Origin of the sequence: Micromonospora mirobrigensis (genome assembly GCF_900091555.1) — a bacterium.
In the GTDB taxonomy this organism is placed as follows: domain Bacteria; phylum Actinomycetota; class Actinomycetes; order Mycobacteriales; family Micromonosporaceae; genus Micromonospora; species Micromonospora mirobrigensis.
Map to the genome: position 1 here is coordinate 668047 of NZ_FMCX01000003.1, position 23855 is coordinate 691901.

The 23855-nt window shown below is 75.4% G+C and carries 20 protein-coding genes; 7 read left to right on the forward strand and 13 right to left on the reverse strand.

From position 1 onward, the window contains the following. Nucleotides 1–4 precede the first annotated feature (4 nt). Both GA0070564_RS14320 and GA0070564_RS14325 read right to left on the reverse strand, forming a co-directional pair. Nucleotides 5–1009 (reverse strand): hypothetical protein, encoded by a 1005-nt coding sequence (locus tag GA0070564_RS14320; protein WP_141714771.1) that lies wholly within the window; start codon nt 1007–1009, stop codon nt 5–7. Between the two features lie 93 nt (nt 1010–1102). Then, a complete protein-coding gene (locus GA0070564_RS14325) occupies nt 1103–1411 on the reverse strand; it encodes an MGMT family protein (RefSeq protein ID WP_091608970.1) in 309 nt (102 codons plus the stop codon). Nucleotides 1412–1472: 61 nt separating this feature from the next. On the opposite strand from GA0070564_RS14325, the gene proB reads away from it, so the two are divergent. Both proB and GA0070564_RS14335 read left to right on the forward strand, forming a co-directional pair. After that, the gene (gene proB / locus GA0070564_RS14330) at nt 1473–2582 is read left to right on the forward strand and encodes a glutamate 5-kinase (RefSeq protein WP_176730670.1); all 1110 of its coding nucleotides are present in this window, start codon (nt 1473–1475) and stop codon (nt 2580–2582) included. A gap of 67 nt (nt 2583–2649) precedes the next feature. Beyond that, complete coding sequence (locus GA0070564_RS14335) at nt 2650–3891, forward strand: glutamate-5-semialdehyde dehydrogenase (protein WP_091608974.1); 1242 nt, start codon at nt 2650–2652, stop codon at nt 3889–3891. A 144-nt stretch (nt 3892–4035) separates the two neighbouring features. Here GA0070564_RS14335 and GA0070564_RS14340 read toward each other — a convergent pair whose 3' ends face one another. The 6 genes from GA0070564_RS14340 to GA0070564_RS30475 form a co-directional block, all read right to left on the reverse strand. Continuing rightward, complete coding sequence (locus tag GA0070564_RS14340) at nt 4036–4866, reverse strand: prenyltransferase/squalene oxidase repeat-containing protein (protein WP_091608976.1); 831 nt, start codon at nt 4864–4866, stop codon at nt 4036–4038. Nucleotides 4867–4979: 113 nt separating this feature from the next. After that, complete coding sequence (gene moeZ / locus GA0070564_RS14345) at nt 4980–6227, reverse strand: adenylyltransferase/sulfurtransferase MoeZ (RefSeq protein WP_176730680.1); 1248 nt, start codon at nt 6225–6227, stop codon at nt 4980–4982. Between the two features lie 41 nt (nt 6228–6268). Beyond that, nucleotides 6269–7102, reverse strand: coding sequence for a DUF3152 domain-containing protein (locus GA0070564_RS14350; RefSeq protein WP_176730671.1), 834 nt, complete (start codon nt 7100–7102; stop codon nt 6269–6271). A 53-nt stretch (nt 7103–7155) separates the two neighbouring features. Beyond that, entirely contained in the window at nt 7156–8085 is a 930-nt protein-coding gene (locus GA0070564_RS14355; protein WP_245669971.1) for a DUF3152 domain-containing protein, read from the reverse strand. Between the two features lie 5 nt (nt 8086–8090). After that, nucleotides 8091–9065, reverse strand: a complete 975-nt coding sequence (locus GA0070564_RS14360) for an alpha/beta fold hydrolase (RefSeq protein ID WP_091608978.1) — start codon at nt 9063–9065, stop codon at nt 8091–8093. Between the two features lie 24 nt (nt 9066–9089). Beyond that, on the reverse strand, nt 9090–12332 hold the full coding sequence (locus GA0070564_RS30475) for a hypothetical protein (protein ID WP_091608981.1): 3243 nt from the start codon (nt 12330–12332) through the stop codon (nt 9090–9092). 147 nt (nt 12333–12479) lie between these two features. Between GA0070564_RS30475 and GA0070564_RS14370 the strand changes: the two genes are divergently transcribed. Together GA0070564_RS14370 and GA0070564_RS14375 are read left to right on the forward strand one after the other, a co-directional pair. Further along, entirely contained in the window at nt 12480–13118 is a 639-nt protein-coding gene (locus GA0070564_RS14370) for a TetR/AcrR family transcriptional regulator (RefSeq protein ID WP_091608984.1), read from the forward strand. Nucleotides 13119–13183: 65 nt separating this feature from the next. Beyond that, nucleotides 13184–13411, forward strand: a complete 228-nt coding sequence (locus tag GA0070564_RS14375; RefSeq protein WP_091608987.1) for a DUF3107 domain-containing protein — start codon at nt 13184–13186, stop codon at nt 13409–13411. 101 nt (nt 13412–13512) lie between these two features. Here the strand turns inward: GA0070564_RS14375 and GA0070564_RS14380 are convergent, their stop codons facing one another. Then, the gene (locus tag GA0070564_RS14380; RefSeq protein ID WP_245669973.1) at nt 13513–14157 is read right to left on the reverse strand and encodes a ferritin-like fold-containing protein; all 645 of its coding nucleotides are present in this window, start codon (nt 14155–14157) and stop codon (nt 13513–13515) included. 303 nt (nt 14158–14460) lie between these two features. On the opposite strand from GA0070564_RS14380, the gene GA0070564_RS14385 reads away from it, so the two are divergent. Both GA0070564_RS14385 and GA0070564_RS14390 read left to right on the forward strand, forming a co-directional pair. Continuing rightward, a complete protein-coding gene (locus tag GA0070564_RS14385) occupies nt 14461–16161 on the forward strand; it encodes a DEAD/DEAH box helicase (protein WP_091608991.1) in 1701 nt (566 codons plus the stop codon). A gap of 211 nt (nt 16162–16372) precedes the next feature. After that, complete coding sequence (locus GA0070564_RS14390; RefSeq protein WP_091608993.1) at nt 16373–17518, forward strand: class I SAM-dependent methyltransferase; 1146 nt, start codon at nt 16373–16375, stop codon at nt 17516–17518. Between the two features lie 26 nt (nt 17519–17544). Here GA0070564_RS14390 and GA0070564_RS14395 read toward each other — a convergent pair whose 3' ends face one another. Further along, the gene (locus GA0070564_RS14395; RefSeq protein WP_091608996.1) at nt 17545–17985 is read right to left on the reverse strand and encodes a hypothetical protein; all 441 of its coding nucleotides are present in this window, start codon (nt 17983–17985) and stop codon (nt 17545–17547) included. Between the two features lie 227 nt (nt 17986–18212). Here GA0070564_RS14395 and GA0070564_RS14400 point away from each other — a divergent pair, with 227 nt between their 5' ends. Then, nucleotides 18213–18629 carry a helix-turn-helix domain-containing protein gene (locus tag GA0070564_RS14400; protein WP_091608999.1) on the forward strand — a complete coding sequence of 139 codons (417 nt, stop codon included), beginning with the start codon at nt 18213–18215 and terminating at the stop codon, nt 18627–18629. A 46-nt stretch (nt 18630–18675) separates the two neighbouring features. Here GA0070564_RS14400 and GA0070564_RS14405 read toward each other — a convergent pair whose 3' ends face one another. The 3 genes from GA0070564_RS14405 to GA0070564_RS14415 all read right to left on the reverse strand — a co-directional run bounded on the left by GA0070564_RS14405 (nt 18676) and on the right by GA0070564_RS14415 (nt 23734). Continuing rightward, nucleotides 18676–19743 carry a hypothetical protein gene (locus tag GA0070564_RS14405; RefSeq protein ID WP_245669974.1) on the reverse strand — a complete coding sequence of 356 codons (1068 nt, stop codon included), beginning with the start codon at nt 19741–19743 and terminating at the stop codon, nt 18676–18678. A 138-nt stretch (nt 19744–19881) separates the two neighbouring features. Then, complete coding sequence (locus GA0070564_RS14410) at nt 19882–22017, reverse strand: RecQ family ATP-dependent DNA helicase (RefSeq protein ID WP_091609000.1); 2136 nt, start codon at nt 22015–22017, stop codon at nt 19882–19884. Between the two features lie 19 nt (nt 22018–22036). Then, nucleotides 22037–23734, reverse strand: coding sequence for an AfsR/SARP family transcriptional regulator (locus tag GA0070564_RS14415; protein WP_091609001.1), 1698 nt, complete (start codon nt 23732–23734; stop codon nt 22037–22039). Nucleotides 23735–23855: the final 121 nt, after the last annotated feature.

Sequence of the window (23855 nt, forward strand, 5' to 3'; positions counted from 1 at the left end):
GTGATCAGAAGCCGAACCGGCTCGCCTCCCCCGTGAGCGACGTCGACGAGCCGATCTCCAGGATCGCCGGCGGCAGCCCCGGCGCCGGCACCCGCCTACCGACCGCGCCGGTGTGCACGTCGACCACCTGGAGGACCGTCGTCCCGTCCTCGACCGCGACGGTGACCACCTGCCGCTCGTCGTACCAGCCGAGCACCGGCCACGAGGTGGGCAGCGACCGGAGGGTCCGTCCGGTGGTCAGGTCGAGGATCCGGGGCAGCTGCCAGTCGGCGAGCCGGCCCGGATCGGTTCCCTCGAACCCGCCGCCCCGCGACGGCTCGACCACCGCGTACCGGCGGGAGGGCGAGTAGGCGTTCGCGTCCCAGAGGTGGCCCTCGGCGCCCACCAGCGGGCCGGGGGTGCCGTCCGGGTTCAGGTAGCGCATCGGCCCGGTCGGCAGTTCCGGGTCGTCGCCCCGCACCTGCACGACGTAGCGGACCGAGTCAGCCGCCCAGCCGGCGGTACAGGTGTCGCAGTCCAGGTCGATCGGCGTGTGCCGGAGCCGGCCGGTCGGCAGGTCGTACCGGTGCGCGGTGAAGCTCCGGGTCTCCTTGTCCAGGGTGGTGGTGAGCAGCGCCGTGCCGTCCGGCGACCAACCGGCCGGCGAGCCGGGCGGCAGGCTGGTCCAGCGCACCCCGCCGCCGCGCAGCGCGTCCCGGCGGGCGACGCCGATCCGGCCGGCGACGTCCTCGACCGCGACGCTCGCGCCGTCCGGCGAGACCCGCACGCTGACGTACGGCACCTTCCGGTACACACCGGCCCGGGCGTCCAGCAGGTAGGCCGCGTCACCGCCCAGGCTGCTGTACGACTGGATCGCCCGCGGCCCACCGCCGGGCGCCGGGAAGACCACCTCGTCGGCAGCCGCAGCCGGAACCGCGGCGGCCAGGCCACGGCCACCGAGCAGCGGGGGGACCAGCGCGCAGAGCGCCGCCACGGCGACCAGCACGGCACTTCGGGATCGGTACGACACATCTTCCTCCGGGTGAGCGGTGAACCGTCACCTCGAAGACGGTCTCGGGCCGCGCCCGGGTTGGGCGGCACCGGAAGATCGGCCCAACCGTGGTCAGGGCCCTGGGTGCCAGCCCGCCCGGGACACGTCCACCCGGTCGCCCCGCAATGGGCAGCCCTCGGCGAGCAGCCGGGCCCGGGCCTCCCGCTCGTGCCCCGGCGGCAGCCGCCCCGCCGCGTTCACCACCCGGTGCCAGGGCACCCCGCCGCCGTGCCGGGCCATGATCGAGCCGACCAGCCGGGCGGACGCCCGTCCCGAGCGGTCGGCCAGCGCGTCGGCGACCGCCCCGTACGACATCACCCGGCCGGGCGGGATCCGCTCGACCAGCTCCAGCACCGCCTCGACGTACTCGTCAGGTCTCACGAGCTGCCAGAGTATGGGAACGGCGACGGGCCCGATGGGACCGAGCGCGCAGAATGGTCGGGTGCGCGAACCAGTCACCTCGGCCCGGCGGATCGTCGTGAAGATCGGCTCGTCCTCGCTGACCACGGCCGGGGGCGGGCTGGACGACGCGCGGGTGGACGGGCTGGTCGACACGCTCGGCGGTCTCGCCGCCGACGGCCGGGAGGTGGTGCTGGTCTCCTCCGGCGCGATCGCCGCCGGGCTGGCCCCGCTCGGGTTGTCCCGCCGCCCGCGTGACCTGGCCACCCAGCAGGCCGCCGCCAGCGTCGGCCAAGGCCTGCTGATCGGCCGGTACGCGGCCGCCTTCGCCCGGCACGGGCTGACCGTCGGGCAGGTGCTGCTCACCGTCGACGACGTGACCCGCCGCGCGCACTACCGCAACGCGTACCGGACCCTGCGCAAGCTGCTCGACCTGCGGGCGGTGCCGATCGTCAACGAGAACGACACGGTGGCCACCGAGGAGATCCGGTTCGGCGACAACGACCGGCTGGCCGCGCTGGTCGCCGCCCTGGTCGACGCCGACCTGCTGGTGCTCCTCTCCGACGTCGACGCGCTCTGGACCGGCGACCCGACCCGGCCGGGCAGCACCCGGATCGCCGAGGTGCACGGCGACGGCGACCTGAGCGGCGTCGACGTCGGCGGCGCCGGCCGGGCCGGGGTCGGCACCGGCGGCATGGTCACCAAGGTCGAGGCGGCCCGGATCGCCACCGGCTTCGGCATCCCGGTGGTGCTCACCGCCGCGCCGCTAGCCGGCGGCGCGCTGGCCGGCGAGCCGGTCGGCACGTTCTTCCACCCGAGCAGCCGACGGCCGGCGGCGCGGCTCTTCTGGCTGGCGCACGCCACCGCCCCCCGCGGCCGGCTGCACCTCGACCCGGGGGCGGTGCAGGCGGTGGTGGGCCGGCGCAAGTCGCTGCTGCCGGCCGGGATCACCGCCGTGGACGGCGCGTTCACCGCCGGCGACCCGGTCGACCTGGTCGACGCGCAGGGCGCGCCGGTCGCCCGGGGACTGGTCAACTACGACGCGGTGGAGCTGCCCGGGCTGCTCGGCCGCTCCACCGGAGAGCTCGCCGCGGCGCTCGGCCCGGCGTACGAACGCGAGGTCGTCCACCGCGACGACCTGGTCCTGCTGTGAGCAGGGGCCCCCTGTTAACGCATTCTGCATAGCAGGGGGCCCCTCCTAACACCTTGAGGAGAGCACGATGAGCGTGGCCGAGCAGGCCCGACTGGCCCGGGAAGCGGCGAACGAACTCGCCCTCGCCCCGCGTACGGTCAAGGACGCCGCGCTGCACGCGATGGCCGACGCGCTGGTGGCGCGTACGCGTGAGATCCTGACCGCGAACGCCGCGGACCTGGCGGCCGGGCGCGACGCCGGGCTGACCGCGGCCGTGCTGGACCGGCTCGCCCTCGACGCGGGCCGGGTGGCCGGCATCGCCGAGGCGCTGCGCCAGATGGCCGCGCTGCCCGACCCGGTCGGCGAGGTGGTCCGCGGCTCGACCCTCCCCAACGGCCTGGAGCTGCGGCAGATCCGGGTGCCGTTCGGGGTGGTCGGCATCATCTACGAGGCGCGGCCCAACGTGACCGTGGACGCCGCCGGCATCTGCCTGAAGTCCGGCAACGCGGCGCTGCTGCGCGGCTCCTCCTCGGCGGCGCACTCCAACGCCGCGCTGGTCGCGGTGCTCCGCGACGCGGTGGCCTCGGCCGGGCTGCCGGCCGACGCGGTGCAGCTGCTCGACGCCACCTCGCGGGACTCGGTCAAGGAGCTGATGCGCGCCCGCGGCCTGGTCGACGTGCTGATCCCGCGCGGCGGCGCCTCGCTGATCCGGACCGTGGTCGAGGAGTCCACGGTGCCGGTGATCGAGACCGGGGTGGGCAACTGCCACGTCTACGTCGACGCCGCCGCCGACCTCGCCAAGGCGGTGGCGATCACCCTGAACGCCAAGACCCAGCGCCTGAGCACCTGCAACACCGCCGAGTCGCTGCTGGTGCACGCCGGGATCGCGGACGCCTTCCTGCCGGCGGTGCTGGCAGCGTTCGCCGAGGCCGGGGTGACCGTGCACGGCTCCCCCGAGGTCGCCGCGCACTCCCCCGCCGTGGTCCCGGCCACGGACGAGGACTTCGCCACCGAATACCTCTCGGCCGACATCTCCGTCGCCGTGGTCGACTCGCTGGACGCGGCGGTCGCGCACATCCGTCGGTACGGCACCGGCCACACCGAGGCCATCGTGACCGACTCCCAGGCGGCCGCCCGGGAGTTCGTCGCCCGGGTCGACGCGGCGGCGGTGATGGTGAACGCCTCCACCCGGTTCACCGACGGCGGCGAGTTCGGCTTCGGCGCCGAGATCGGCATCTCCACCCAGAAGCTGCACGCCCGCGGCCCGATGGGCCTCCCCGAACTCACCAGCACCAAGTACGTCGTCACCGGCAACGCCCACCTCCGCTGACCCGCGCCCCGCCCCGCCCGCCCGCGCCGCCCCGGCAACTTCAGGGAAGTTGCTGCCTCCGGGGCCCCGGAAGGGACAACTTCCCCGAAGTTGCGCGCGGGGCACACGCGGGGGCGCGCGGGGGGGCACGCGCGGGGGCGTGGGTCAGTGGCGCGGGAGGGGGCGGCAGGCGCGGATCGCCGTGAGGGTGGTGTGCACGTCGAAGCGGTGACCGTCGTCGCTGTCCCAGCCGCCGTCGCTGCGCTGGGTCTCGGCGAGCCGCCGGCGGGCCGCCGCCAGCACCCACTCCTCGTCGCCGAGGTCGATCCGGCGCAGCGTGGCGGCCAGCCAGGCGACGTTCGACGGGGAGAGCCGCGGGATCCGCTCGGTCAGCACCATCTGGATCCGGGCCGACTCGTAGTAGAGCTGCTGGCGGTGCAGCACGGCCGCGCTCAGCCAGCCGGTGGCCAGGAAGGACGGCCAGCTGCCGTCCGGGGCGAGCTGCCCGGCGAGCAGCCGCGCCGCGCTCCGCAGCACCTCGGAGTACGGGCCGGCGGGCTGGTCGTACCGGCCGGCCGGGGTGCCGACGCTGAGCCAGAAGGCGGCGCCGGCGGTCAGGTAGAGGCGGGCCTCCGGGTCGCCCGGTCGGGCCCATTCCGGTGCGGCGTCGGCGAGTCGCTGATCCTCGTCCCAGCCACCGTCGGGGAGCTGCCGCGCGGCCAGCCAGTCCAGCGCCCGCCGGGCGGCCGGGCGGCCGAGAGCACCCAGGTCGTCCAGCTCGGCGAGGCGGAAGCAGGTCGCGTCGATCGAGGCGATGCCGGCGTCGACCAGGGCCGGCCAGCCGCCCTCCGCGGTCTGCCCCGCCTCGGCGGACTCCAGCAGCTCCTCCGGCACCGGCGCGCCGGTACGCAGGTGGGAGAGCCGGCCGCGTTCCACCGGGTCTCCGTGCGCCACGACATAGCCGATGGCGGCGTCCAAGTCGACCACGGCGGTCACGCTACCGGCGCAAACGTGATCCCGCCTCGGTAGCTCGGCCGGGGTTGCCCACCTCCGGTCGGCGGTACGCGAAGGGGCCCTCCCGATCCCGGGAGGGCCCCTTCGACGCGCGGTCAGTACGTCGGCAGCGACGGGTCGATCTGCTTGATCCAGGAGAGCACCCCGCCCTGGACGTGCACGGCGTCGGAGAACCCGGCCGCCTTCAGCGCGGCCAGCGCCTCGGCGGAGCGTACGCCGGACTTGCAGTGCAGCACGATCTGCTTGTCCTGTGGGAGCTTCGCCAGCGCCTCACCGGAGATGATCTCGCCCTTGGGGATCAGGTGCGAGCCCGGGATCCGGACGATCTCGTACTCGGCCGGCTCACGGACGTCGACCAGGAAGATGTCCTTGTCGGCGTCCTGCCACTCCTTGAGCTCGGAGGCGGTGATGGTCGAGTCGACCGTCGCCTCCTGGGCCTCGACGGAGACCGCGCCACAGAAGTCCTCGTAGTCCTCCAGCAGGTCGGTCACGGTCGGGTTCTCGCCGCAGAGCACGCAGTTCGGGTCCTTGCGGACCTTGATCTTGCGGTATTCCATCTCCAGGGCGTCGTAGACCATCAGCCGGCCGACCAGCGGCTCGCCGATCCCGGTGAGCAGCTTGATCGCCTCGTTGACCTGAATCGACCCGATCGACGCACAGAGCACGCCGAGCACGCCGCCCTCGGCGCAGGACGGGACCATGCCGGGCGGCGGGGGCTCCGGGTAGAGGCAGCGGTAGCAGGGGCCGTGCTCGGCCCAGAAGACCGACGCCTGGCCGTCGAACCGGTAGATCGAACCCCAGACGTACGGCTTGCCGAGCAGCACCGCCGCGTCGTTGACCATGTACCGGGTGGCGAAGTTGTCGGTGCCGTCGACGATCAGGTCGTACCCGGAGAAGATCTCCCGGACGTTCTCCCGGTCCAGCGCGGTGTTGTGGATCTCGATGTTGACCAGCGGGTTGATCTCGCGGATCGAGGCGGCGGCGGACTCGGCCTTGGACCGGCCGATGTCCGAGACGCCGTGGATGATCTGCCGCTGGAGGTTGGACTCGTCGACGGTGTCGAAGTCGATGATGCCCAGGGTGCCCACGCCGGCGGCGGCGAGGTACATCAGGGCGGGCGAGCCGAGGCCACCGGCGCCGACGCAGAGCACCCGGGCGTTCTTCAACCGCTTCTGCCCCTCGACCCCGACGTCCGGGATGATCAGGTGGCGGGAGTAGCGACGGATCTCGTCAACGGTCAGCTCGGCGGCGGGTTCGACGAGCGGGGGCAACGACACGGTGGACTCCCCGGGATCGGCGGTGGGACCGCGCCATTGTCGCTCGCCCCGGTGGCCGTTGGCCATGAGGAGGGACACGTCGCCCGACATGCGGGAGCGGGAATAACTCAGACCCCGTCGAGGGGTTCGCCCGCGTACCGCTTCCCGTCCAGGTAGGGCCAGGCGTTGGCCACGCAGCCGTCGAGGCCGTACGTCTGCTGCTGCATCACCGGCGCGGGCCGGCCGGGGCCCGGGCAGCCCTCGTGCAGCTCGCCGAACTGGTGCCCCACCTCGTGGTTGATCACGTACGTCCGGTAGACGGCCAGCGGCGCCCCGTAGTCCGGGACGGCGTCCATCCAGCGGGCCAGATTGAGGATCACCCGTCCGGGCAGCCGGCACGAGGTGTAGCCCTCGGTCCGCAGGCCGCCCTCGGCGCACATCCGCTCGGAGGTGTCCGGGGTGGCCAGAAAGATGGTGAAGTCCGCCGCCGCCGGGTCGGCCACCCGCTGCACCCGCAGCCCGCCGGAGGCGATCCAGCTGCGCGGGTCGCCCAGCACCTCGTCCACCTCGGCGGCGAAGGCGTCGGGGTCCTGGCCCGCACCGCGCTCGACGGCGACCCGGTAGCGACGCAGCGGGCCGTCGGCGCCCTGCACGGGTGAGTCGCCGCCGGCGGCCACGAACTCGCCGGAACCGGCGCGCGGGTAGCCGGTCGGCTGCTGCCGGTCGCCCGCGCCCTCGCCGGCCACCACCGGGGCGGGACCGGCGACCGCGGACGGGTCGCCGTGGTCGCCACCGAGGCCGTCCCCGGTCACCCCGGCCACAGCCACGGCGGCGCCGAGCAGGGTCAACCCGATCAGCGCGGTACGACGCCGACGCCGGCGCATCCGGACCCGGCGGCGCAGGGCGTACGGATTCGGCGGGTCGGGCCGGACGGCCGGGCCCTGAGGGGACACGGGTGGCATGGGATCAGGATGCCAGGCAATTCGGGCAAATATCCCCGATTACCTCAAAATCCTCAGACCGGTGGTCCGGCGTACCGCCGGCCGGCCCGGTACGGCCACGGATTCGACCGGCAGCCGTCCAGGAAGAGCGTCTGCTGCTGCATCACCGGCGCCGGCCGACCCGGGCCGGGGCAGCGCTCGTGCCCGTGCCCCAACTGGTGGCCGACCTCATGGTTCACCACGTACAGCCGGTACTCCACCAGCGGCACCCCGGCCGCCACGAAGTGCGGCACCGACGTCCGCCACCGGTCCAGGTTGAGGATCACCCTCCCCCGGACGCGGCAGGACGTGTACGGCCGGCCGCCCACCCGGATGTCCACCCCGCCGGCCGAGCAGAGCCGCGCAGCCGTACCCGCGGTGGCCAGGAAGATGGTGAAGTCCGCCGGGGCGGACCGACCCACCCGCTGCAACCGCAACCCGCCGTCCACCCAGCTCCCCGGCCCGGCCAGCGCGGCCTGCACCGCCCCCGCGAACGCGTGCACGTCCTCCCCCGAGCCGGCCTCCACCGCGACCCGGAACCGGCGCAGCACCCCGGTACGCCCGAGCACCGGGCCCGGCCGCTCCTCGTAGCCGAAGACGCCGCTCCCCGACGCCGGCACCGGGCCGGGCAACCGCAGCACCGGGCCGGGAGCCGCCGGAGCCACCGACGGAGTGCCCGAGGCGGAGGGGATCGGACCGGTCTCGAACGGCCCGGCGGCCGGGCCGACCGAAGGGGTCGGCGAACCGGTCGGCGGCAGCGCGGTCGTCGTACCCGTGACCGGCCGGTCCATCGCCACCGCGACGCCGGCGCCGACCAGCACGGTCAGCGCGACGGCGGCCACGAACAGGGCGCGGCGCCAGCGGCCGGTCGGGCCGGATCGGGAGAAGCGGCCGACCGGATCACGGTCAGGGGCCGACGGCCGCGGGGCGGTCTCGGCGCCGCGGCGGAGGAGGTTCGGGGACATCCCGGTCAGCCTGCCATGTCCGGCCGGGTTCCGGCGACCTCCGTTTCGGTGAGCAGCCCCAGTACGGCGCGGGCCACCAACCGGGGCACCTCCAGCTGCGCGACGTGCCCCACCCCGTCCAGCATCAACAGCCGACTGTCCGGGATCACCCGGGCCGTCTGCGGTGCCACCCGCACGTCGACCAGCCGGTCGCGCAGGCCCCCCACCACCAGCGTCGGCGCCCGCACCGCCGCCGCGATCCGCCACAGCGACCCCGGCCCCGGCAGGTACGCGCGCAGGAAACTGGAGACGATGCCGCGGAACGTGCGCACGTACGCGGCCGCGTAGTGGGCCGCCTCGTAGCGGATCAGGATCTCCTCCAGCACCTCCTGCCGCCGCTGCTCGCTGACCCGGGTGGCGTCCGCCACGCACGACTCGATCACCTGCTGGGCCATCACCTCCGGCGCGATCTGCGCCAGCCGCCAGGCGGCCAGCCGCTCGCCCCGGGGCACCGCCAGCAGCGGCAGCATCCGGCCCTGCAACGACCGGCGCGGGTCGAGGAACGGCAGCGCCGGCGAGATCAGGGTGAGCGTCCGCACCAGGTCGGGCCGCAGCCCCGCCACGTGCACGGTCACCGCCCCGCCGAGCGAGTTGCCGAACAGGTGCACCGGGCCCCGCCCGGAGTGCTCGATCCAACGGACCACCCGGTCGGCGAAGGCCGGGATGGTGTAGCGCCGGCCGGGTTCGCTGCGGCCGAACCCGGGCAGGTCGATGGCCTGCCCGTCGAGCCGGTCGGCCAGCAGCCCGGCCAGGTCCGTCCAGTTCTGCGACGAGCCGCCCAGGCCGTGCACATAGAGCGCCGGCTCCGCGCCGGGCCGGGTGGCGGGGGTGTCCCGGACGTACGTCATCGTCCCGTCGAGCAGGACCTCCCGGCCCGGCCACGGCGGCGGGAGGTGATGCGCGGGCAGGAGGTCGTCCGGCTCCAGGGTGGCGCGCTTCATGCCCTCAAGTCTGCCCTGGAACGCTCAGGACAGCAGCGCCTCGAGTCGCCGGTTGACCGCAGCCAGGGTGGCGCGTACCACCGCCTGCCGCTGGTCGCCGGCGACCAGCGCCGAACCGGCCAGCTGCTCCACCCAGCCGTCGCAGACCAGCAGCACCACCACGGTGGCCACCTCGCAGTTGCCGAACGGCACCACCGCCGCGTGCTCCACGAAGCACCGACCGCGGCCGGACGGGTGCTCCGCGCCGCGCAGCAGCTCGTCCACCGCCGCCGCGGCGGCCACCGCGCAGAGCCGCAGCACGTACCCGTCCACGGCCGGACCGGTGGAGTGCCCCTCGGCGGTCTCGTCGCCGGCGATCAGGCGTACCTCCACCGTGGCGTCCAGCCCGAACGTGCTGACCTGGACGTGGTCGATCACCACCCGGGGACCGGGCACGCCGCCGGTGTCCAGCGGCCGGGAGGGCGCCGTCTCCGTCGTGGTCATCTGACCGCCGGAGTAGGAGGAGCCCATCGTGACCGGGCTGCCGGTGCTGCCCGCGGAGACCGCGGCGACCGCGTCCTCCACCGTGGCCCGGCCCCGGTGCGGGTTGTTCGGCCGGCGGCGACGCGGCGGCGCGGAGACCGGTCGGGCCGCGGCGGGGGTGTCGTCCCCGGGGGACCGCACCCCGGTCGGGTCACCGGACCGCCCGGCCTGCTCGGCCGGCTCCTCGGCCACCCGCCGGGCGACCGACTCGGCCCGTTCCTCGGCCGAGCGCCGGAGCATCGGGGCGCCCTGCTCGTCACCGGGACGACCGGCCGGCTCCTCCGCCGGGCGGCGGGCCGTCGCGTCGACCTCCTCCGCCGAACGGCGGGCGGCGGGCCGGGCGGCCGGGTCACCCGGATCCTCGGCGGCCCGGCGGGCTGCGTACCGCTCGACGCTCTGCGCGCGGGCGCCCGCCCACCGGTCGGCGTTCGACTCGGCGGGCCGGGCCCGGCCCGGCTCGGTGCGGGGTTCGGTGGACCGGCGGCGCACCGGTGGTGGCGCGCCCTGCTCGTCGGGCAGGTTCTGCGGGGCGGCGGCCAGCCCCATCCGCTCCTGGAGCAGCCGGGCCACGTGCCGGCTCACCTCGGCCGGGTCCGCGCCGTCGGCCAGGTCCAGCCGCAGGCTGTGCGCACCGGCCGGGGTACGCCGCAGCGCCGCGTCCCGGACCCCGGCCACCTCGCGCACGGCGTCCAGGATGGCGTTGACGTCGAACCCCTCGGGACGGTCCCGCAGCGGCGCGGGCTCGTCGTCGCGACGGAGATGGGTGGCGATACGGGCGAGTTCCGGGGTTTCGGCGGATGGCTCCACGGCTGGCGGCTCCGGCACGACGGGCACGTCGGGTTCCGCGGGTACGCGCTGCGGCAGCACCGCCGAGGTCGGCTCCGGGCTCGGCTCGTCCGCCACCGCCTGCGCTGCGGGGACCGGCTCGGGGGCGGACCGGCGGGCGGCGTACGGCGGCGCGCTCGTCGGGGTGGACGCGGTGGGAGGGTGTTCCGGGCCGGGCGGTGCGCTCGTGGCGGCCGCGGCGGCGGTGGGCGCGGGGACCGTCGGCACCGGGCCGGCGGGGTCGGGTCCGGCGGGTGGCGCGGTGACCGCTTCGTCGGCGACCGGCCGCAGGCGGAACGGGCGTACCGTCCGCTCCTCGGCACCGGCCTCCGGGGTGACCGGCGGGGCGCTGGCCGGGATCGGCACGGAGCGGGCCCAGGCGGGGCGATCCACGGCGGCGGCGGGCCGGCCGGCGGGCGCCTCGGTCGGGGGCCGTCCGGGCTCCTCGCCCCGGCGTGCCTCGTACGGTCGGTCGGGCTCCGCGCGCACCGGCTCGTAGGGCGCCGACGGCTCGGCCCGCACCGGCTCGTACGGCAGCGCCGGCTCGGCCCGGACGGCCTCGTACGGGCGGCCCGGCCCGGTGCGCAGCGCCTCGGGGTCGGTGGCATCCGGTCCGGTGGGCTCCGGACGACCCCGGCGCGCCGCGTCCTCCCGCGACCACGGCTCCTCGCGGGACCAGGGCGGCGGCGCCCAGCCCCCGCCCCAGCTGGGGCGGTTCCAGCTGGGGGCCGCCCACTCCGGCTCCTCGACCGGGCGGGCCGGCGGGGAGTCGGGGCGGTTCGACCCGGCGTCGCGGCGGCCCGCCTCGGGCGGGAACCGGTCGGCCCAGGTGGACGGCTCGGCGCCCGCCTCGGCGGGCCGGCCGGCGGCCGCCCACGTCGAGGGTCCGGTGCCCGCGTCCGGCGAGGATCCGGCCGCCGGGGTCGACGGTTCGGCGCCCGCGTCGGCGGAGGATCCGGCCGCCCGGGTGGACGGTTCGGCGCCCGCATCCGGGGAGGGTCCGGTCGCCCACGCGGGCGGCTCGGTGGACGCCTGGGCGGGCGGCTCGACGGTCGGCGCGTGGAAGCCGGCCGGGACCTCGAAGCCGGAGGCGGTGGTGCCCACCGGCGGCACCTGCACGGCCGGCGGCGCCGAGGACGGCACGATGCCCTCCCCTCGACGGGCGGCCGGGCTCACCGGGGGTTCCCCGGAGGAGTGGCGTGCCGCGCCGCCGGACGGGTCGGCCGGCTGTTCCAGGGTCGGCGCGGGGCGCTGCGCCGGCACGACCAGCCGGTCGCCGGCACCGGACCGGTACCCCCCGGAATCCCGGCCGAGGTCACCCTCCGGGAACCCGCCGGGCTCCCGGTACGGGTCGGACTCCCGCAGTAAGCCGGCGTCGCGGGGGAAGCCGGGCCCGCGGGGGAAGCCGGGGTCCCCGACGAAGCCCGGGTCGCGGGCGAAGCCGGGGTCCCCGGTCAGGCCGGGCTCGCGGGGGAAGTCGATGTCGCGGGGAAAACCGGGCTCGCGGGGGAGGTCGGGGTCCCGGCGAGGGTCCGCCTCCCGGTACGGCTCGGTGGGGTCCCCCGGGACGGGCGGGGCGCTGACCGGTGCGGGCCGGCTGCCGGGAAGCTCCTCGGCGGCACCGAAGCCGTTGAGGTGCGACCGGCCGTTCACCCGGGCGGACCTGTTCTCCTCGGGCTGTCCGGGCAGCGGCGCCGGCAGGTCACCGTGGCGCGGCGACGAGGCGGACCAGCCACCGGCCGGATCGGCCTGCCGCCAGGGCGGCGCCGGCTCCACGGGACGGGAGAGGCCACCGCTGCGGGACCAGCCGGCGGTCGGAGGCTCCCACCCGCTGACCGGACGGGCCAGGTCGTCCTGCCGGCCCGTGCCGTCGCCCTGCTCTCCCGGGGTGGGGGCTCCGGGTTGCCCTGATTCACTCACCGCGCGCTCCTTGGTAGCCCCCGCTGAGGCTACCGTGTGGTGACAGTGGCGATAAGTTACAGCGGCGGGCCAATTCCGCGACGGGTCAACCGACCCGGACCGGTTCGGGTGAAATGCCGGCTCGTACGAAGAAACTCGGAGGTTCCCATGACCGCTGTGGGGAACGGTGCACAGACCGCCGGCCGGCCCACCCGACTGCCCCGCTCGGCACGTCGCAAGCAGCTGCTCGCGGCGGCCCAGGAGGTGTTCGTCGCCCAGGGCTACCACGCCGCCGCGATGGACGATATCGCGGAACGGGCCGGCGTCTCCAAGCCGGTGCTCTACCAGCACTTCCCGGGAAAGATGGACCTCTACCTGGCGTTGCTGGACACGCACTGCGACGCGATCGTGGCCAAGGTGCACGACGCGATGAAGGGCACCAAGGACAACAAGGAGCGGGTCGGCGCCTCCGTGCAGGCGTACTTCGACTTCGTCGACCACGAGAGCGAGGCGTTCCGGCTGGTCTTCGAGTCGGACCTGCGCAACGACCCGGCGGTGCGCCAGCGCGTGGAGCGGGTCGAGCAGGGCTGCATCGCGGCGATCACCGACACCATCATCTCGGACACCGGGGTGAGCCGGTCGCACGCCGAGCTGCTCGCCTCCGGCCTGGTGGGTGCGGCGGAGACGGCCGCCCAGTTCTGGCTGGCCGGCGGCCGGCAGGTGCCGAAGGCCGAGGCGGAGGCGCTGGTCGCGGCCCTGTCCTGGCGCGGCATCGCCAGCTTCCCGCTGCAAGGTGAGTCAGCCTGAACATCCCGCCCCGAGATCGGATAGCCTTTCCGACGGCGGCATTTTCGCCCTGATGAGGAGGCACAGTGGAGGTCAAGATCGGCGTCCAGTACGCGCCGCGTGAGCTGGTTCTGGAGAGCGCGCAGTCGCCGGCCGAGATCGAGCAGATCGTGACCGACGCCATGGCCAGGAGCGAGGGGACGCTGTCCCTGACCGACGAGAAGGGCCGGCGGGTCATCGTTCCCGTCGCCAAGGTCGCCTACGTCGAGATCGCCGAGGCGTCCCCGCGGTCGGTCGGTTTCACCGTCCGCTGACCCGGTCCGGCCCCCGCGGCGGCACCGCCGTCGCGGGCCGGGCCCCGGGCGCATGCCTCGAGCAGCACCGGCTCGGGCAGCCCCGACCCGCTCGGGCGGGCTCAGTTGTTCAGGCCGACGGCCGTCATCCGCGCGGTGTGGTCCGCGGTGAGCCGGTGGAAGAGCCCGGGTACGTCCACCCCGTCCCGGGCGATCAGCGCGGTGAGTGCCCCACGGTCCGCGGCGGCGACCCGCCCGGCCTGGGAGAGCGCCTCCCCCACCAGCCGCCGCGCCCACATCGAGAGCCGGTTGGCCACCCTCGGGTCGGCGTCGATGGCGGCCCGGATCTCGGCCGCCGCGAACTCCGCGTAGCGCGAGTCGTGCAGCACCTCCCGGATCAGCTGCCGGTACGGCTCGTCGAGCCGGTCCGCGATCGCCCCCAGGAAGTCGTCGGTGATCGCGTCCCCGACGTACGCCTTGGTCACCGCCTCCAGCCAGTTCCTCGGCTCGGTCGAGTCGTGGTACGCCCGCAGCGCCTCGACGTAGGGCGCCATCGCCTGCTCGGGGGTCGCGCCGAGGGCGGTGAGCCAGTCGGCGAGCCGCCGGTAGTTGCCGATCTCGGCGGCGGCCAACTCGCTGAGCGTGGCGCGGCGGCGCAGGTCGGGGGCGAGCCTGGCGTCGGCGGCCAGCCGGTCGAAGGCGACCAGTTCGCCGTACGCGACGAGGCCGAGCAGGTCGATGACGGCGTCGTCGGTCGAGGCGGGCACGGGGCGCACGTTACCGCCCATTCCGACCGGGTGCCGTCCCGGCGTATCGACGGATGGTGACGCATACCACAGGGAACACCCCCGGCGTCGGGCGTGTTGGCGATTGACGAGACCGCTGGACTGCGGCTCAGGTAGTATTGAGCAGTTGCCGTGGGCGCCGATCCGTTCGAAGTCCAGCCCGCGGTGCGCGTGCGGCCCGGTCCGGCACGGCATTCCGCCGCCGACCGTGTGGCCCGCGCCAAACCGACAGCGCCCTGCTGGACATGCCGGGGCGCACCCACGAGAGGGCACCCCCAAATCCAGATGAGCGAGCAGACCACCGAACTCACCACAGGCCAGGAGCTGGCCCCCACCGCCCCGGTCCGCCCGGAGGCACCCACCTTCGCCGATCTGGGCGCACGCCAGGAGACCGTCGAGGCCCTGGCCGCCGCCGGCATCACCCGCGCCTTCGCCATCCAGGAGTACGCGCTGCCGATCGGGCTGCGCGGCGTCGACCTGATCGGTCAGGCGCCCACCGGCACCGGCAAGACCCTCGGCTTCGGCATTCCGCTGCTGGAGCGGGTCTTCGCCCCCGCCGAGGGCGGCGACGGCGTACCGCAGGCCCTGGTCGTCGTCCCCACCCGTGAGCTGGGCATCCAGGTCGCCAAGGACCTCGCCGCCGCGGGCCGGACCCGGGGCGTCCGGGTGCTGCCGATCTACGGCGGCGTGGCGTACGAGCCGCAGATCGACGCGCTGCGCAAGGGCGTCGAGATCCTGGTGGGCACCCCGGGCCGGCTGATGGACCTCCAGAAGCAGAAGCACCTGCGGTTGGACCGGGTGCGCGCGCTGGTCCTCGACGAGGCCGACCGGATGCTGGACCTGGGCTTCCTCGACGACGTCGAGAAGATCCTGGCGATGCTGCCGGAGGACCGGCAGACGATGCTCTTCTCGGCAACCATGCCGGACCCGATCGTCGCCCTGTCCCGGCGCTTCCTGCGCCGGCCGGTGACGATCCACGCCGGGCACACCGCCGAGACCGGCCCGTCGCCGCAGACCCAGCAGCTGGTCTACCGCACCCACTCGATGAACAAGGTCGAGATCGTGGCCCGGATCCTCCAGGCCGAGGGGCGCGGGCTCACCATGATCTTCACCCGGACCAAGCGGGCCGCCGACCGGGTCGCCGAGGACCTCGACTTCCGCGGTTTCGCGGTGGCCGCCGTCCACGGTGACCTGGGCCAGGGCGCCCGGGAGCGGGCCCTGCGGGCGTTCCGCGCCGGCAAGATCGACATTCTGGTCGCCACCGACGTGGCGGCGCGCGGGCTCGACGTCACCGGCGTCACCCACGTCATCAACTACGACTGCCCCGAGGACCAGGACACCTACACCCACCGGATCGGTCGTACCGGCCGGGCGGGAGCCAGCGGCGTCGCGGTGACCTTCGTCGACTGGGACGACATGCCCCGCTGGCGGATCATCGACAAGACGCTGGGCCTGGACATGCCGGAGCCGGCGGAGACGTACCACACCTCCCCGCACCTCTACACCGACCTGGACATCTCCACCGAGGTGAGCGGCACCCTGCCGACCGCCGAGCGGACCCGCGCCGGGCTCGGCGCCGAGGTCGAGGAGGACCTGGGCGGTCCGTCCCGCCGCGGCGAGGGCGGCCGGGGTTCCCGTCGCGGCGAGAGCCGTGGCCGGGGTCGCGGCGAGGGTCGTGGCCGCGGTGAGGGTTCCGGCCGGGGCGACGGTCGCGGCGAGGGTCGTGGCCGGAGCGGCGACGCCGCCGAGGCGCCGGCCGAGGCCGCCACCGGCGAGGGCGCCACCCGCGCTCCGCGTACCCGCCGCCGTCGCCGGCTCTCCGACGACGGGGCCGCGGCCGAGCCCACCGGCGTGATCACCGCCGAGGCCGGCGACGCCGAGCCGGTCGCGTCCGCCGAGGGTGGCGCGACCAAGCCGCGCCGCCGCCGGCGCCGCCGTGGTGGCGGTTCCGGCGCGGGTACGCCCGCCGAGGCGACCGCCGACTGACAACCGCAGCATCCGACATCCCCCGCACCGGTTCGCCGGTCCGGGGGATGTCCCTTTTCCGCCCATGGAGGTCTCCCGGGCCGCTTTGGCCTCCATGGCGTTCCACCGACGGGCGCCCGTGCGCCACCGGGACAGGCGGCGGGGTGCGGTGCGGGACACCTCGGGGTGGGCCGCCGGTCGGGGTACCGGCGCGGCGCAGGATGATGGACCGATGCCGGAACCGCTGGATGCCGCCCTGACCGAGGTCCGGGCCCTGCTGCTCGACCCCGCGCTGACCCGGGCGGTGGCCGCCGGACGCCGCAAGGGGCAACGCCCCTCGGTGGTCCGCGCCGAACTGCGGCCGGTGACCCTCAAGGCCGGGCCCCGGATCCAGATCTCCACCTCGGACGGCTCCCGGCCGTACACCCGGAACGTCGCCCCCGGCGCGGAGGCCGACGCGGCGGTGGACGCCTTGCTGGCCGAGCCCTTCGGCAACTGGCACGTGGAGACGACCGGGGCCACCCTCCAGCTACGGGTGACCAAGTCCGGCGAGGCGCAGGTGCACCGGGCGGCCGCCAGCCGACCGGCGCCGGCCGTCGAGGGACACGACCGGGCCAAGGAGTGGCTGCTGGACCCGGGTGACCCGCTCTTCGCCGAGATCGGCGGCTCGGCCGCCAAGCGCCGGCAGGTCGACGCGTTCCTGCGGGCGCTGGCGGCCAGCCTGCCGGAGGAGCTGACCGGGACGCTGCGGGTGGTGGACCTGGGGTGCGGTAACGCGTACCTGACCTTCGCCGCCTACCGGTACCTGTCGCAGCGGGGCCTCGACGTCGAGCTGGTCGGGGTGGACGTCCGCGAGGACCAGCGCCGGCGCAACACCGAGCTGGCCGAGCGGCTGGGCTGGGCCGACCGGGTGAGTTTCGTGGCCGGCACGATCGCCGACGCCGTCGTCGAGCCCGCTCCGGACCTGGTGCTCGCCCTGCACGCCTGCGACACGGCCACCGACGAGGCGCTGGCCCGGGCGGTGCGCTGGGGGGCCCGTTGGGTGCTCGCCGCGCCGTGCTGTCACCACGACCTGGCCGCCCAGCTGCGCGCGCACCCGGCCCCGGCGCCGTACGAGCTGCTGACCCGGCAGGGCATCCTGCGGGAACGCTTCGCCGACGTGCTCACCGACGCGGTACGCGCCGGGCTGCTCCGGCTGCACGGCTACCGGGCCGAGGTGGTGGAGTTCGTCGACTCCCAGCACACCCCACGGAACCTGCTGATCCGCGCCCGGCGCACCGGTACGGAGTCGACGCCGGAGCAGCGTGCCGAGTACCGGGCGCTGGTCGACCAGTGGCAGGTCACGCCGCGGCTGGAGACGCTGCTCGCACAGCCCTGAGCCGGCACCCGGATCCGGCTGACCGGTCAGCGTCGCCGGTCGCCGGAGCCGCCCCGGTCCGCCCGGCCGCGGTCGAACGCCGACACCCGCTCGCCCGGGCCGCGCTCCGGCACCCGGTCGTGGTCGGCCGGCAGGGTGGGGAACGGCACGACCTTGCCGGGCGCCTCGGAGTTCCCAGCGGCGGTGAAGGCGTTCCACGAGATGTCCACCAGCAGCTTCTTCAGCTCGGCGTGCCGCTCCGCGGCGTTGCGTTGCAGCGCCAGCCGGGCCCCGAGCACCACACTCACCAGGGTGGTGGTGATCGCGCCGGTGGCGGCGAAGACCTCGGCGCCGGTCGCCTGGTCCCCGTCCAGGACCAGCACCAGCAGCCAGATCCAGAAGGCGGCGGCGAAGACGGCGGCCTTCGCCACGAAGAAGAGGCTGACCGCACCGGGGCGGTGCGGCAGCGGGCGGCTCGACTCGGCCATGCTGCTCCTCGGCGGTTCGCCGGTCCGGACGTGCCTGTCGGACAGCTCGGGTGGCGGGAACGGATCAGGCATCGAGCTTAGTTGACGCGGGACAACCAACCACCAGCGCGGGGGCAGTCGTGGTCCCGTGCATGAGACGATCGGGCAATTGCGCGGGCGGGTCGCCGTACTACTCTCGTAGACGCACCGCCCGGTGCGCCGGCCGGAAAGGGAAGACGCTCAAGCCGATGGGCGCCGTAGAGGTATCGCCGCAGATGGCCTTCGCACGCTTCGTGCGTCGGGCCATCGACGACGCGCGCGACGAGCGTGGCTGGACCGTCACCGACCTGGCGGCGCACACCGGCGTCGGGCGCTCGACGGTCTTCCGCTGGCTGGCCGGCGACTGGCAGGACTATCCCGAGCTGGCCAAGGTACGCGGCTTCTGCGCCGCCCTCGACCTGCCGGTGGCCGCGGCGTTCCGCGCGCTCGGCCTTCCCGACGCGGGCGCCGCGCCGCGCCGCCGCAGCGACGACGGGCCCGTCGAGGCGGACGTCCGGGTGATCATGGAGCGGCTGGCCGACCCGTCCGTGCCGGCCGAGGAGAAGCACCACATCCGGGATCTGCTGCGCTACCTGGCCCGCCGCCCGGTCCGCCGGGCCGGCTGAAGGCCCCCGATCCACCGGGCGGGCGGAGCAGGACCTCGGGTCGGGCTCAGCCGACCGTGAGGGTGAACTCCGCGGTGCGTACCTCGCCGGCCACCTGGAAGTCCAGGTAGAGCCGGTAGCGGCCCGGCCCGGGCGCGGTCAGCCAGAACGTCACCGGGTCCCCGGCCGGCGCCGGTTCGGGGTGCACGTGCAGGTAGCCCAGGTCCCCCTCGCGGAGCGCGACCAGGTGGCCGTACGCGCCGAGATAGCGCTCCAGCGCGGCGGGGGCGTCGCCGGTACGAACCCGGAAGGCCAGCGGCACCGCCGTGCCGACCTTCGGGGTGCCCCGGTAGTCGACGGTGAAGCCGTCGACCGTCGCGGTCGTGGCGGGGGCGGGCAGCGGGCGCGGCCGGTAGTCGCCGGGCGCCACCAGGTCCACCCCGAGCGTCGCCGCGGTCTGCCGGCCGTCGTCGGCCAGCGCGGTGAAGTCCGCGTACGCCCGCCAGGCGCCCGGCTCGGCCAGGGTCAGCGGCACCGACCAGGTGCCGTCGGCGGCCATGGTCGGGTGCAGGTGCTGGTAGCCGGTCAGGTCGCGGCGCACCACGATCAGGTGCATCGGCTTGTCGTGCACCACCGCGAACCGGGTCACCGGTCGCGCCGCGGCGTCCCGGATCCGGAAGCGGAACTCACCGGGCCGCCCGGCGGTGAACGCGGTGCCCACCGGGGCGAGGGTGTAGCCGGCGGAGGCGACGGCGAGGCCGCCCGCCTCGGCCGGGTCGGGCTGGCCGGCGACCGCGGATCCGTGCTGGTGGGCACCGGTGCCGGGGGCGTGGCTGTGCTCCCCGCCGGGCGTCGCCGCGCCGGCGGTCGTGGCCGCGCCGCCCGTCGGGGCGCCGGGGCCGGGGTTGGCCCGGCCGAGGCCGAAGCCGAGCAGCACGGCGAGGACCAGCCCGCCGACGGTGAGCGCCAACCGCAGGGTGGCGCGGTCCGGTCCGGCCGGCGGGAGTCCCTCGACCGCGGCCGGCCGGTCCGGCCGGACACCGGAGCGGTCGAGGAGGTCGTGCGGGTCGCGGTCGGCGACGGCCGACCGCCCCTCGCCGGTGGGCGGGGGCGGCACGGGGCGCTGGTCGGCCATGCGACCACGGTACCGGCGCGCCGGCCGGTGCCCGACCGGCGAACCTCGGCCGTGGCAACCGTCGCAATCCGCGAGGGCCGGGAACTTTTCCGCCACCGCGCCGAACCGACCACGGGCCGGGTCGACGTTCGGTGCGGCTCAGCCGGCCAGCGCGAGGGCCAGCGGCAGCACGTCCGGTGCGCCGGCCCGGCGCAGCAGCCGGGTCACCATGGTCATCGTCCAGCCCGAGTCGACCAGGTCGTCGACGAGCAGGACCGGACCGGCCAGTCCGCCGACGGCGTCGGCCAGGTCGGCCGGCACGGTGAAGGCGTCGTGCAGGGTGCGTACCCGCTGGGCGCTGTTGCCACGCGGCCCGCCGGCGCCCACCGGGCCGGTCGGGACCACCCGGCCGAGCAGCGGCAGCCGACCCACCGCGGCGATCCGCGCGGCCAGCGAGTCGACCAGCTCGGGGTGACTGCGGGAGCCGACGGCGACCACGCCGGCCGGGCGGCGCGGCCACGGGTCGTCGCCGTGCGCCCAGGCCTTGAGCACCTCCACCGCCGCCGCCACCACGTCGTCCGGGACCGGACCGTCGGGCGCCTCCGGTCCGACCAGCCCGCGCAGCCGCCCACCCCAGCCCAGGTCCGACAGCCGCCCCACGGCCCGCCCGGGCAGCGCCTGCTCCGCCGGGGGGATCCGGCCCTTCAGGGGTACGCCCACCGCCGCCAACCCGGTCGGCCAGAGCTTCTTCGGCCCGACCTCCACGCCGGGGCGACCGAGGAACGTCTGCGCGGCGGTCAGCGCGGCGTCGGACACCTCCGCGGTGAACAGCGCGCCGGCGCAGTTGTCGCACCGGCCGCAGTCGCCGGCCCCGGCGTCGTCCAGGCATTCCCGCAGGTAGCGCAGCCGGCAGCCGGGCGTCGACGCGTACTGGAGCATGGCCTGCTGCTCGGCGGTGCGGGCCTGGGCGACGCGGCGCAACCGGGGCTCGTCGTAGACCCAGGGCTCGCCGGTGGCGAGCCAGCCGCCGCGCACCCGGCGGACCGCGCCGTCAACGTCGAGCACCTTGAGCATCAGCTCCAACCGGGCGCGGCGCAGGTCCACGACCGGTTCGAGGGCCTGAGTGGACATCGGCCGGTCGGTGGGGAGCGCGGCCAGCACCGCGCGGACCTGCTCCTCGGGCGGGAAGGCCAGCGAGGCGAAGTAGCGCCAGATGGCGGCGTCCTCCACGCCCGGCAGCAGCAGCACCTCGGCGTGGTCGACGGCCCGGCCGGCCCGGCCGACCTGCTGGTAGTAGGCGATCGGCGACGGCGGCGCGCCCAGGTGGACCACGAAGCCGAGGTCCGGCTTGTCGAAGCCCATGCCGAGCGCGCTGGTGGCCACCAGCGCCTTGATCTTGTTGTCGAGCAGGTCCTGCTCGGCGGCGCGGCGGTCGGCGTCCTCGGCCTGCCCGGTGTACGAGGCGACCGACCAGCCGCGGGCGCGGAGGAACTCGGCGGTCTCGGTGGCCGCCGCCACGGTCAGCGTGTAGATGATCCCCGAGCCGGGCAGCCCGTCCAGGTGGTCGGCGAGCCAGGCCAACCGGTGCGCCGGGCCGGGCAGGTCGAGCACGCCCAGCCGCAGCGACTCCCGGTCCAGGGTGCCCCGCAGCACCAGCGCGTCACTGCCGTCGCCCGTGCTCAGCTGCTCCGCGACGTCGGTGGTGACCCGGGCGTTGGCGGTGGCGGTGGTGGCCAGCACGGGAGTGCGCTCGGGCAGGTCGCCGAGGAAGGTACGCAGCCGGCGGTAGTCGGGTCGGAAGTCGTGCCCCCAGTCGGAGACGCAGTGCGCCTCGTCCACCACCAGCAGCCCGGTGGTGGCCGCCAGCTTCGGCAGGACGGTGTCCCGGAAGTCCGGATTGTTGAGCCGTTCCGGGCTGATCAGCAGCACGTCCACCGCGCCGGCCCGGATCTCGTCGGTGATCTCGTCCCATTCGTCGAGGTTCGCCGAGTTGATCGTGCGGGCCTGGATGCCGGCCCGGGCCGCCGACTCGACCTGGTTGCGCATCAGCGCCAGCAGCGGCGAGACGATCACCGTGGGGCCGTGCTCCCCGTGCTCCCGCAGCAGCGCGGTGGCCACGAAGTAGACCGCCGACTTGCCCCAGCCGGTGCGCTGCACGCAGAGCACCCGCCGCTGGTCGACCACCAGCGCCTCGATCGCGCGCCACTGGTCCTCGCGGAGCCGGGCATGGTCGCCGGCCAACCGGCGCAGCACCGCCTCGGCCCGCTCCCGTACCGCCGTCCGATCCTGGCTCATCCGGCATTTCTACCAGGTGTCAGGCGGTCTCCTGCCAACTCGGCAGGAAGATCAACACGTCCCGGAGCCGTCCGGTGACGGCGGCCGGCAGCCCGCAGCGTCCGCCCAGCTCCTCGACCGACCCGTACGGGCCCCGCTGCCGCCGGTCGGCGACGATCAGGCGGCGCTGCTCGTCGGTCAGCCCGGGCAGCGCGGCCAGCACGGCGTCGTCCACCGCGTTGATGTCCACCAGGCCGCCGTCGTCGAAGGTTCGCGGGAGGTCGGGCCGGCCGATCCGCAGCTCGTGCCGGGCCGGCGGGTAGTGGTCCAGCAGATAGCGGGTCTGCTCGCGGCGGATCCGGCGTTCGTCGGTCTCCGGTTGGTCGGCACCGCGGTGCAGCGCCTCGGCCACCCGGCGGTTCAACAGCACCACGTGCCCGGTGCCGCCGACCCACGCTGCGCCGAGCCCGATGATGGCGAGGCTGTCGAGGGTGCTCGGGGGCGCGTCGGGATCGCTGATCTCGCTGAGGTCCATCCCGACCGCGAACAGCAGGAAGGCGGCGAAGTAGGCGGCGGCCGCGACGAAGAGCCAGGCGCGGCGCCGCCGGATCGCGTAGAAGAGCAGCACCATCCAGGCGAGCGTGCCGAACGAGAGCAGCACGGTGGCAGCGGCGAGCACGGTGCCGAGGTGGCTGACCCAGCGCTTCGGTGGGTCCCCCCGCCGGGGCTCGGCCGGGCTCGCCACAGCGGCCCGGTCGGCCGCCCCCGTCGCCACACTTCCGGCCGCCGCGCCGAGCGGAGCGGTCAGGAAGGACCGGTGGAGGTCCGGTGTGGGCGGGACGGACCGGTGGAGGTCCGCGGCGGCCGGCGCGGGCCGGTCCGGCGAGCGCTGCGGCGGCACCGGCTCCCCGCCCACCTCGCCCGGGGCGACCCGTGGCGCCGGCGGCCGGGGGTCGGGCACCGCCGAGGCCAGCGTCGGGTCCGACCGCAGCATGCGGCCGTGCAGGTCCTGCAACGCCGCACCCGGCTGGATGCCGTACTCCTCGCGGAGCAGGCCGGCGAAGTCCCGGTAGGCGGCCAGCGCCTCGGCCTGCCGGCCGCCGCGGTACAGCGCCAGCATCAGGTGGTGCCGGAGCCGTTCCCGGACCGGGAACTCGGCCACCAGCTCCACCAGCTCGCCGACCAGCTCCCGGTGCCGCCCGGTGGCCAGTTCCAGCTCGGCCCGGGTCTCCAGGGCGACCGCCCGCAACTCGACCAGTCGGCTCCGGGCGGCCTCGAAGTACGGCCCGGTGTGCCCGCCGAACGGTTCGCCCCGCCACAGCTCCAACGCGTCAGTGATGTCCGCCAGCGCCTCGTCGGAACGGCCGGCGGCGTGCCGCTGCCGGGCCCGGTGCACGCCCCGCTCGAACCGGATCGCGTCGACCGCCTCCGGCGGGACGTTCAGCCGGTATCCGGCATCGGTCAGGGCCAACACCTGGCCCGGCGTACGCGGCGACCGTTCGGGCTCCAGCACCCGGCGCAGCCCGGCGACGTACTTCTGCACGACGTTGGCGCCGTTCGCGGGTGGATCGTCGGGCCAGACCGCTTCGACGATCTGCCCGGTCGGCACCGGCCGCCCGGCCGCCAGCAGCAGAACGGTCAGCACCGCTCGCTGTTTGCCGGGGCCGAGGTCGAGGGGCCGGTCGGCGTACCAGGCCCGCTGCGGTCCGAGCACCTGGAAGCGCAACGCCTCTGACATGCGGTTTTCCGCTCCTGACACCCCGAGCCGTGCGGTACGGCAGTGCACGGCAGCCGGACGGCAGCATATCGGCAGCGACTCGGCAGAGGTGGCTGACAGGATCTCTCCGCAACCAGCTGAC

Bases quoted from the DNA above. Each gene is read 5' to 3' on its own strand.
- GA0070564_RS14335 (WP_091608974.1), top strand. From the start codon at position 2,650: ATGAGCGTGGCCGAGCAGGCCCGACTGGCCCGGGAAGCGGCGAACGAA.
- moeZ (WP_176730680.1), bottom strand. From the start codon at position 6,227: ATGGCCAACGGCCACCGGGGCGAGCGACAATGGCGCGGTCCCACCGCC.
- GA0070564_RS14350 (WP_176730671.1), bottom strand. From the start codon at position 7,102: ATGCCACCCGTGTCCCCTCAGGGCCCGGCCGTCCGGCCCGACCCGCCG.
- GA0070564_RS14355 (WP_245669971.1), bottom strand. From the start codon at position 8,085: ATGTCCCCGAACCTCCTCCGCCGCGGCGCCGAGACCGCCCCGCGGCCG.
- GA0070564_RS14360 (WP_091608978.1), bottom strand. From the start codon at position 9,065: ATGAAGCGCGCCACCCTGGAGCCGGACGACCTCCTGCCCGCGCATCAC.
- GA0070564_RS14370 (WP_091608984.1), top strand. From the start codon at position 12,480: ATGACCGCTGTGGGGAACGGTGCACAGACCGCCGGCCGGCCCACCCGA.
- GA0070564_RS14385 (WP_091608991.1), top strand. From the start codon at position 14,461: ATGAGCGAGCAGACCACCGAACTCACCACAGGCCAGGAGCTGGCCCCC.
- GA0070564_RS14390 (WP_091608993.1), top strand. From the start codon at position 16,373: ATGCCGGAACCGCTGGATGCCGCCCTGACCGAGGTCCGGGCCCTGCTG.
- GA0070564_RS14395 (WP_091608996.1), bottom strand. From the start codon at position 17,985: ATGGCCGAGTCGAGCCGCCCGCTGCCGCACCGCCCCGGTGCGGTCAGC.
- GA0070564_RS14400 (WP_091608999.1), top strand. From the start codon at position 18,213: ATGGGCGCCGTAGAGGTATCGCCGCAGATGGCCTTCGCACGCTTCGTG.
- GA0070564_RS14405 (WP_245669974.1), bottom strand. From the start codon at position 19,743: ATGGCCGACCAGCGCCCCGTGCCGCCCCCGCCCACCGGCGAGGGGCGG.
- GA0070564_RS14410 (WP_091609000.1), bottom strand. From the start codon at position 22,017: ATGAGCCAGGATCGGACGGCGGTACGGGAGCGGGCCGAGGCGGTGCTG.
- GA0070564_RS14415 (WP_091609001.1), bottom strand. From the start codon at position 23,734: ATGTCAGAGGCGTTGCGCTTCCAGGTGCTCGGACCGCAGCGGGCCTGG.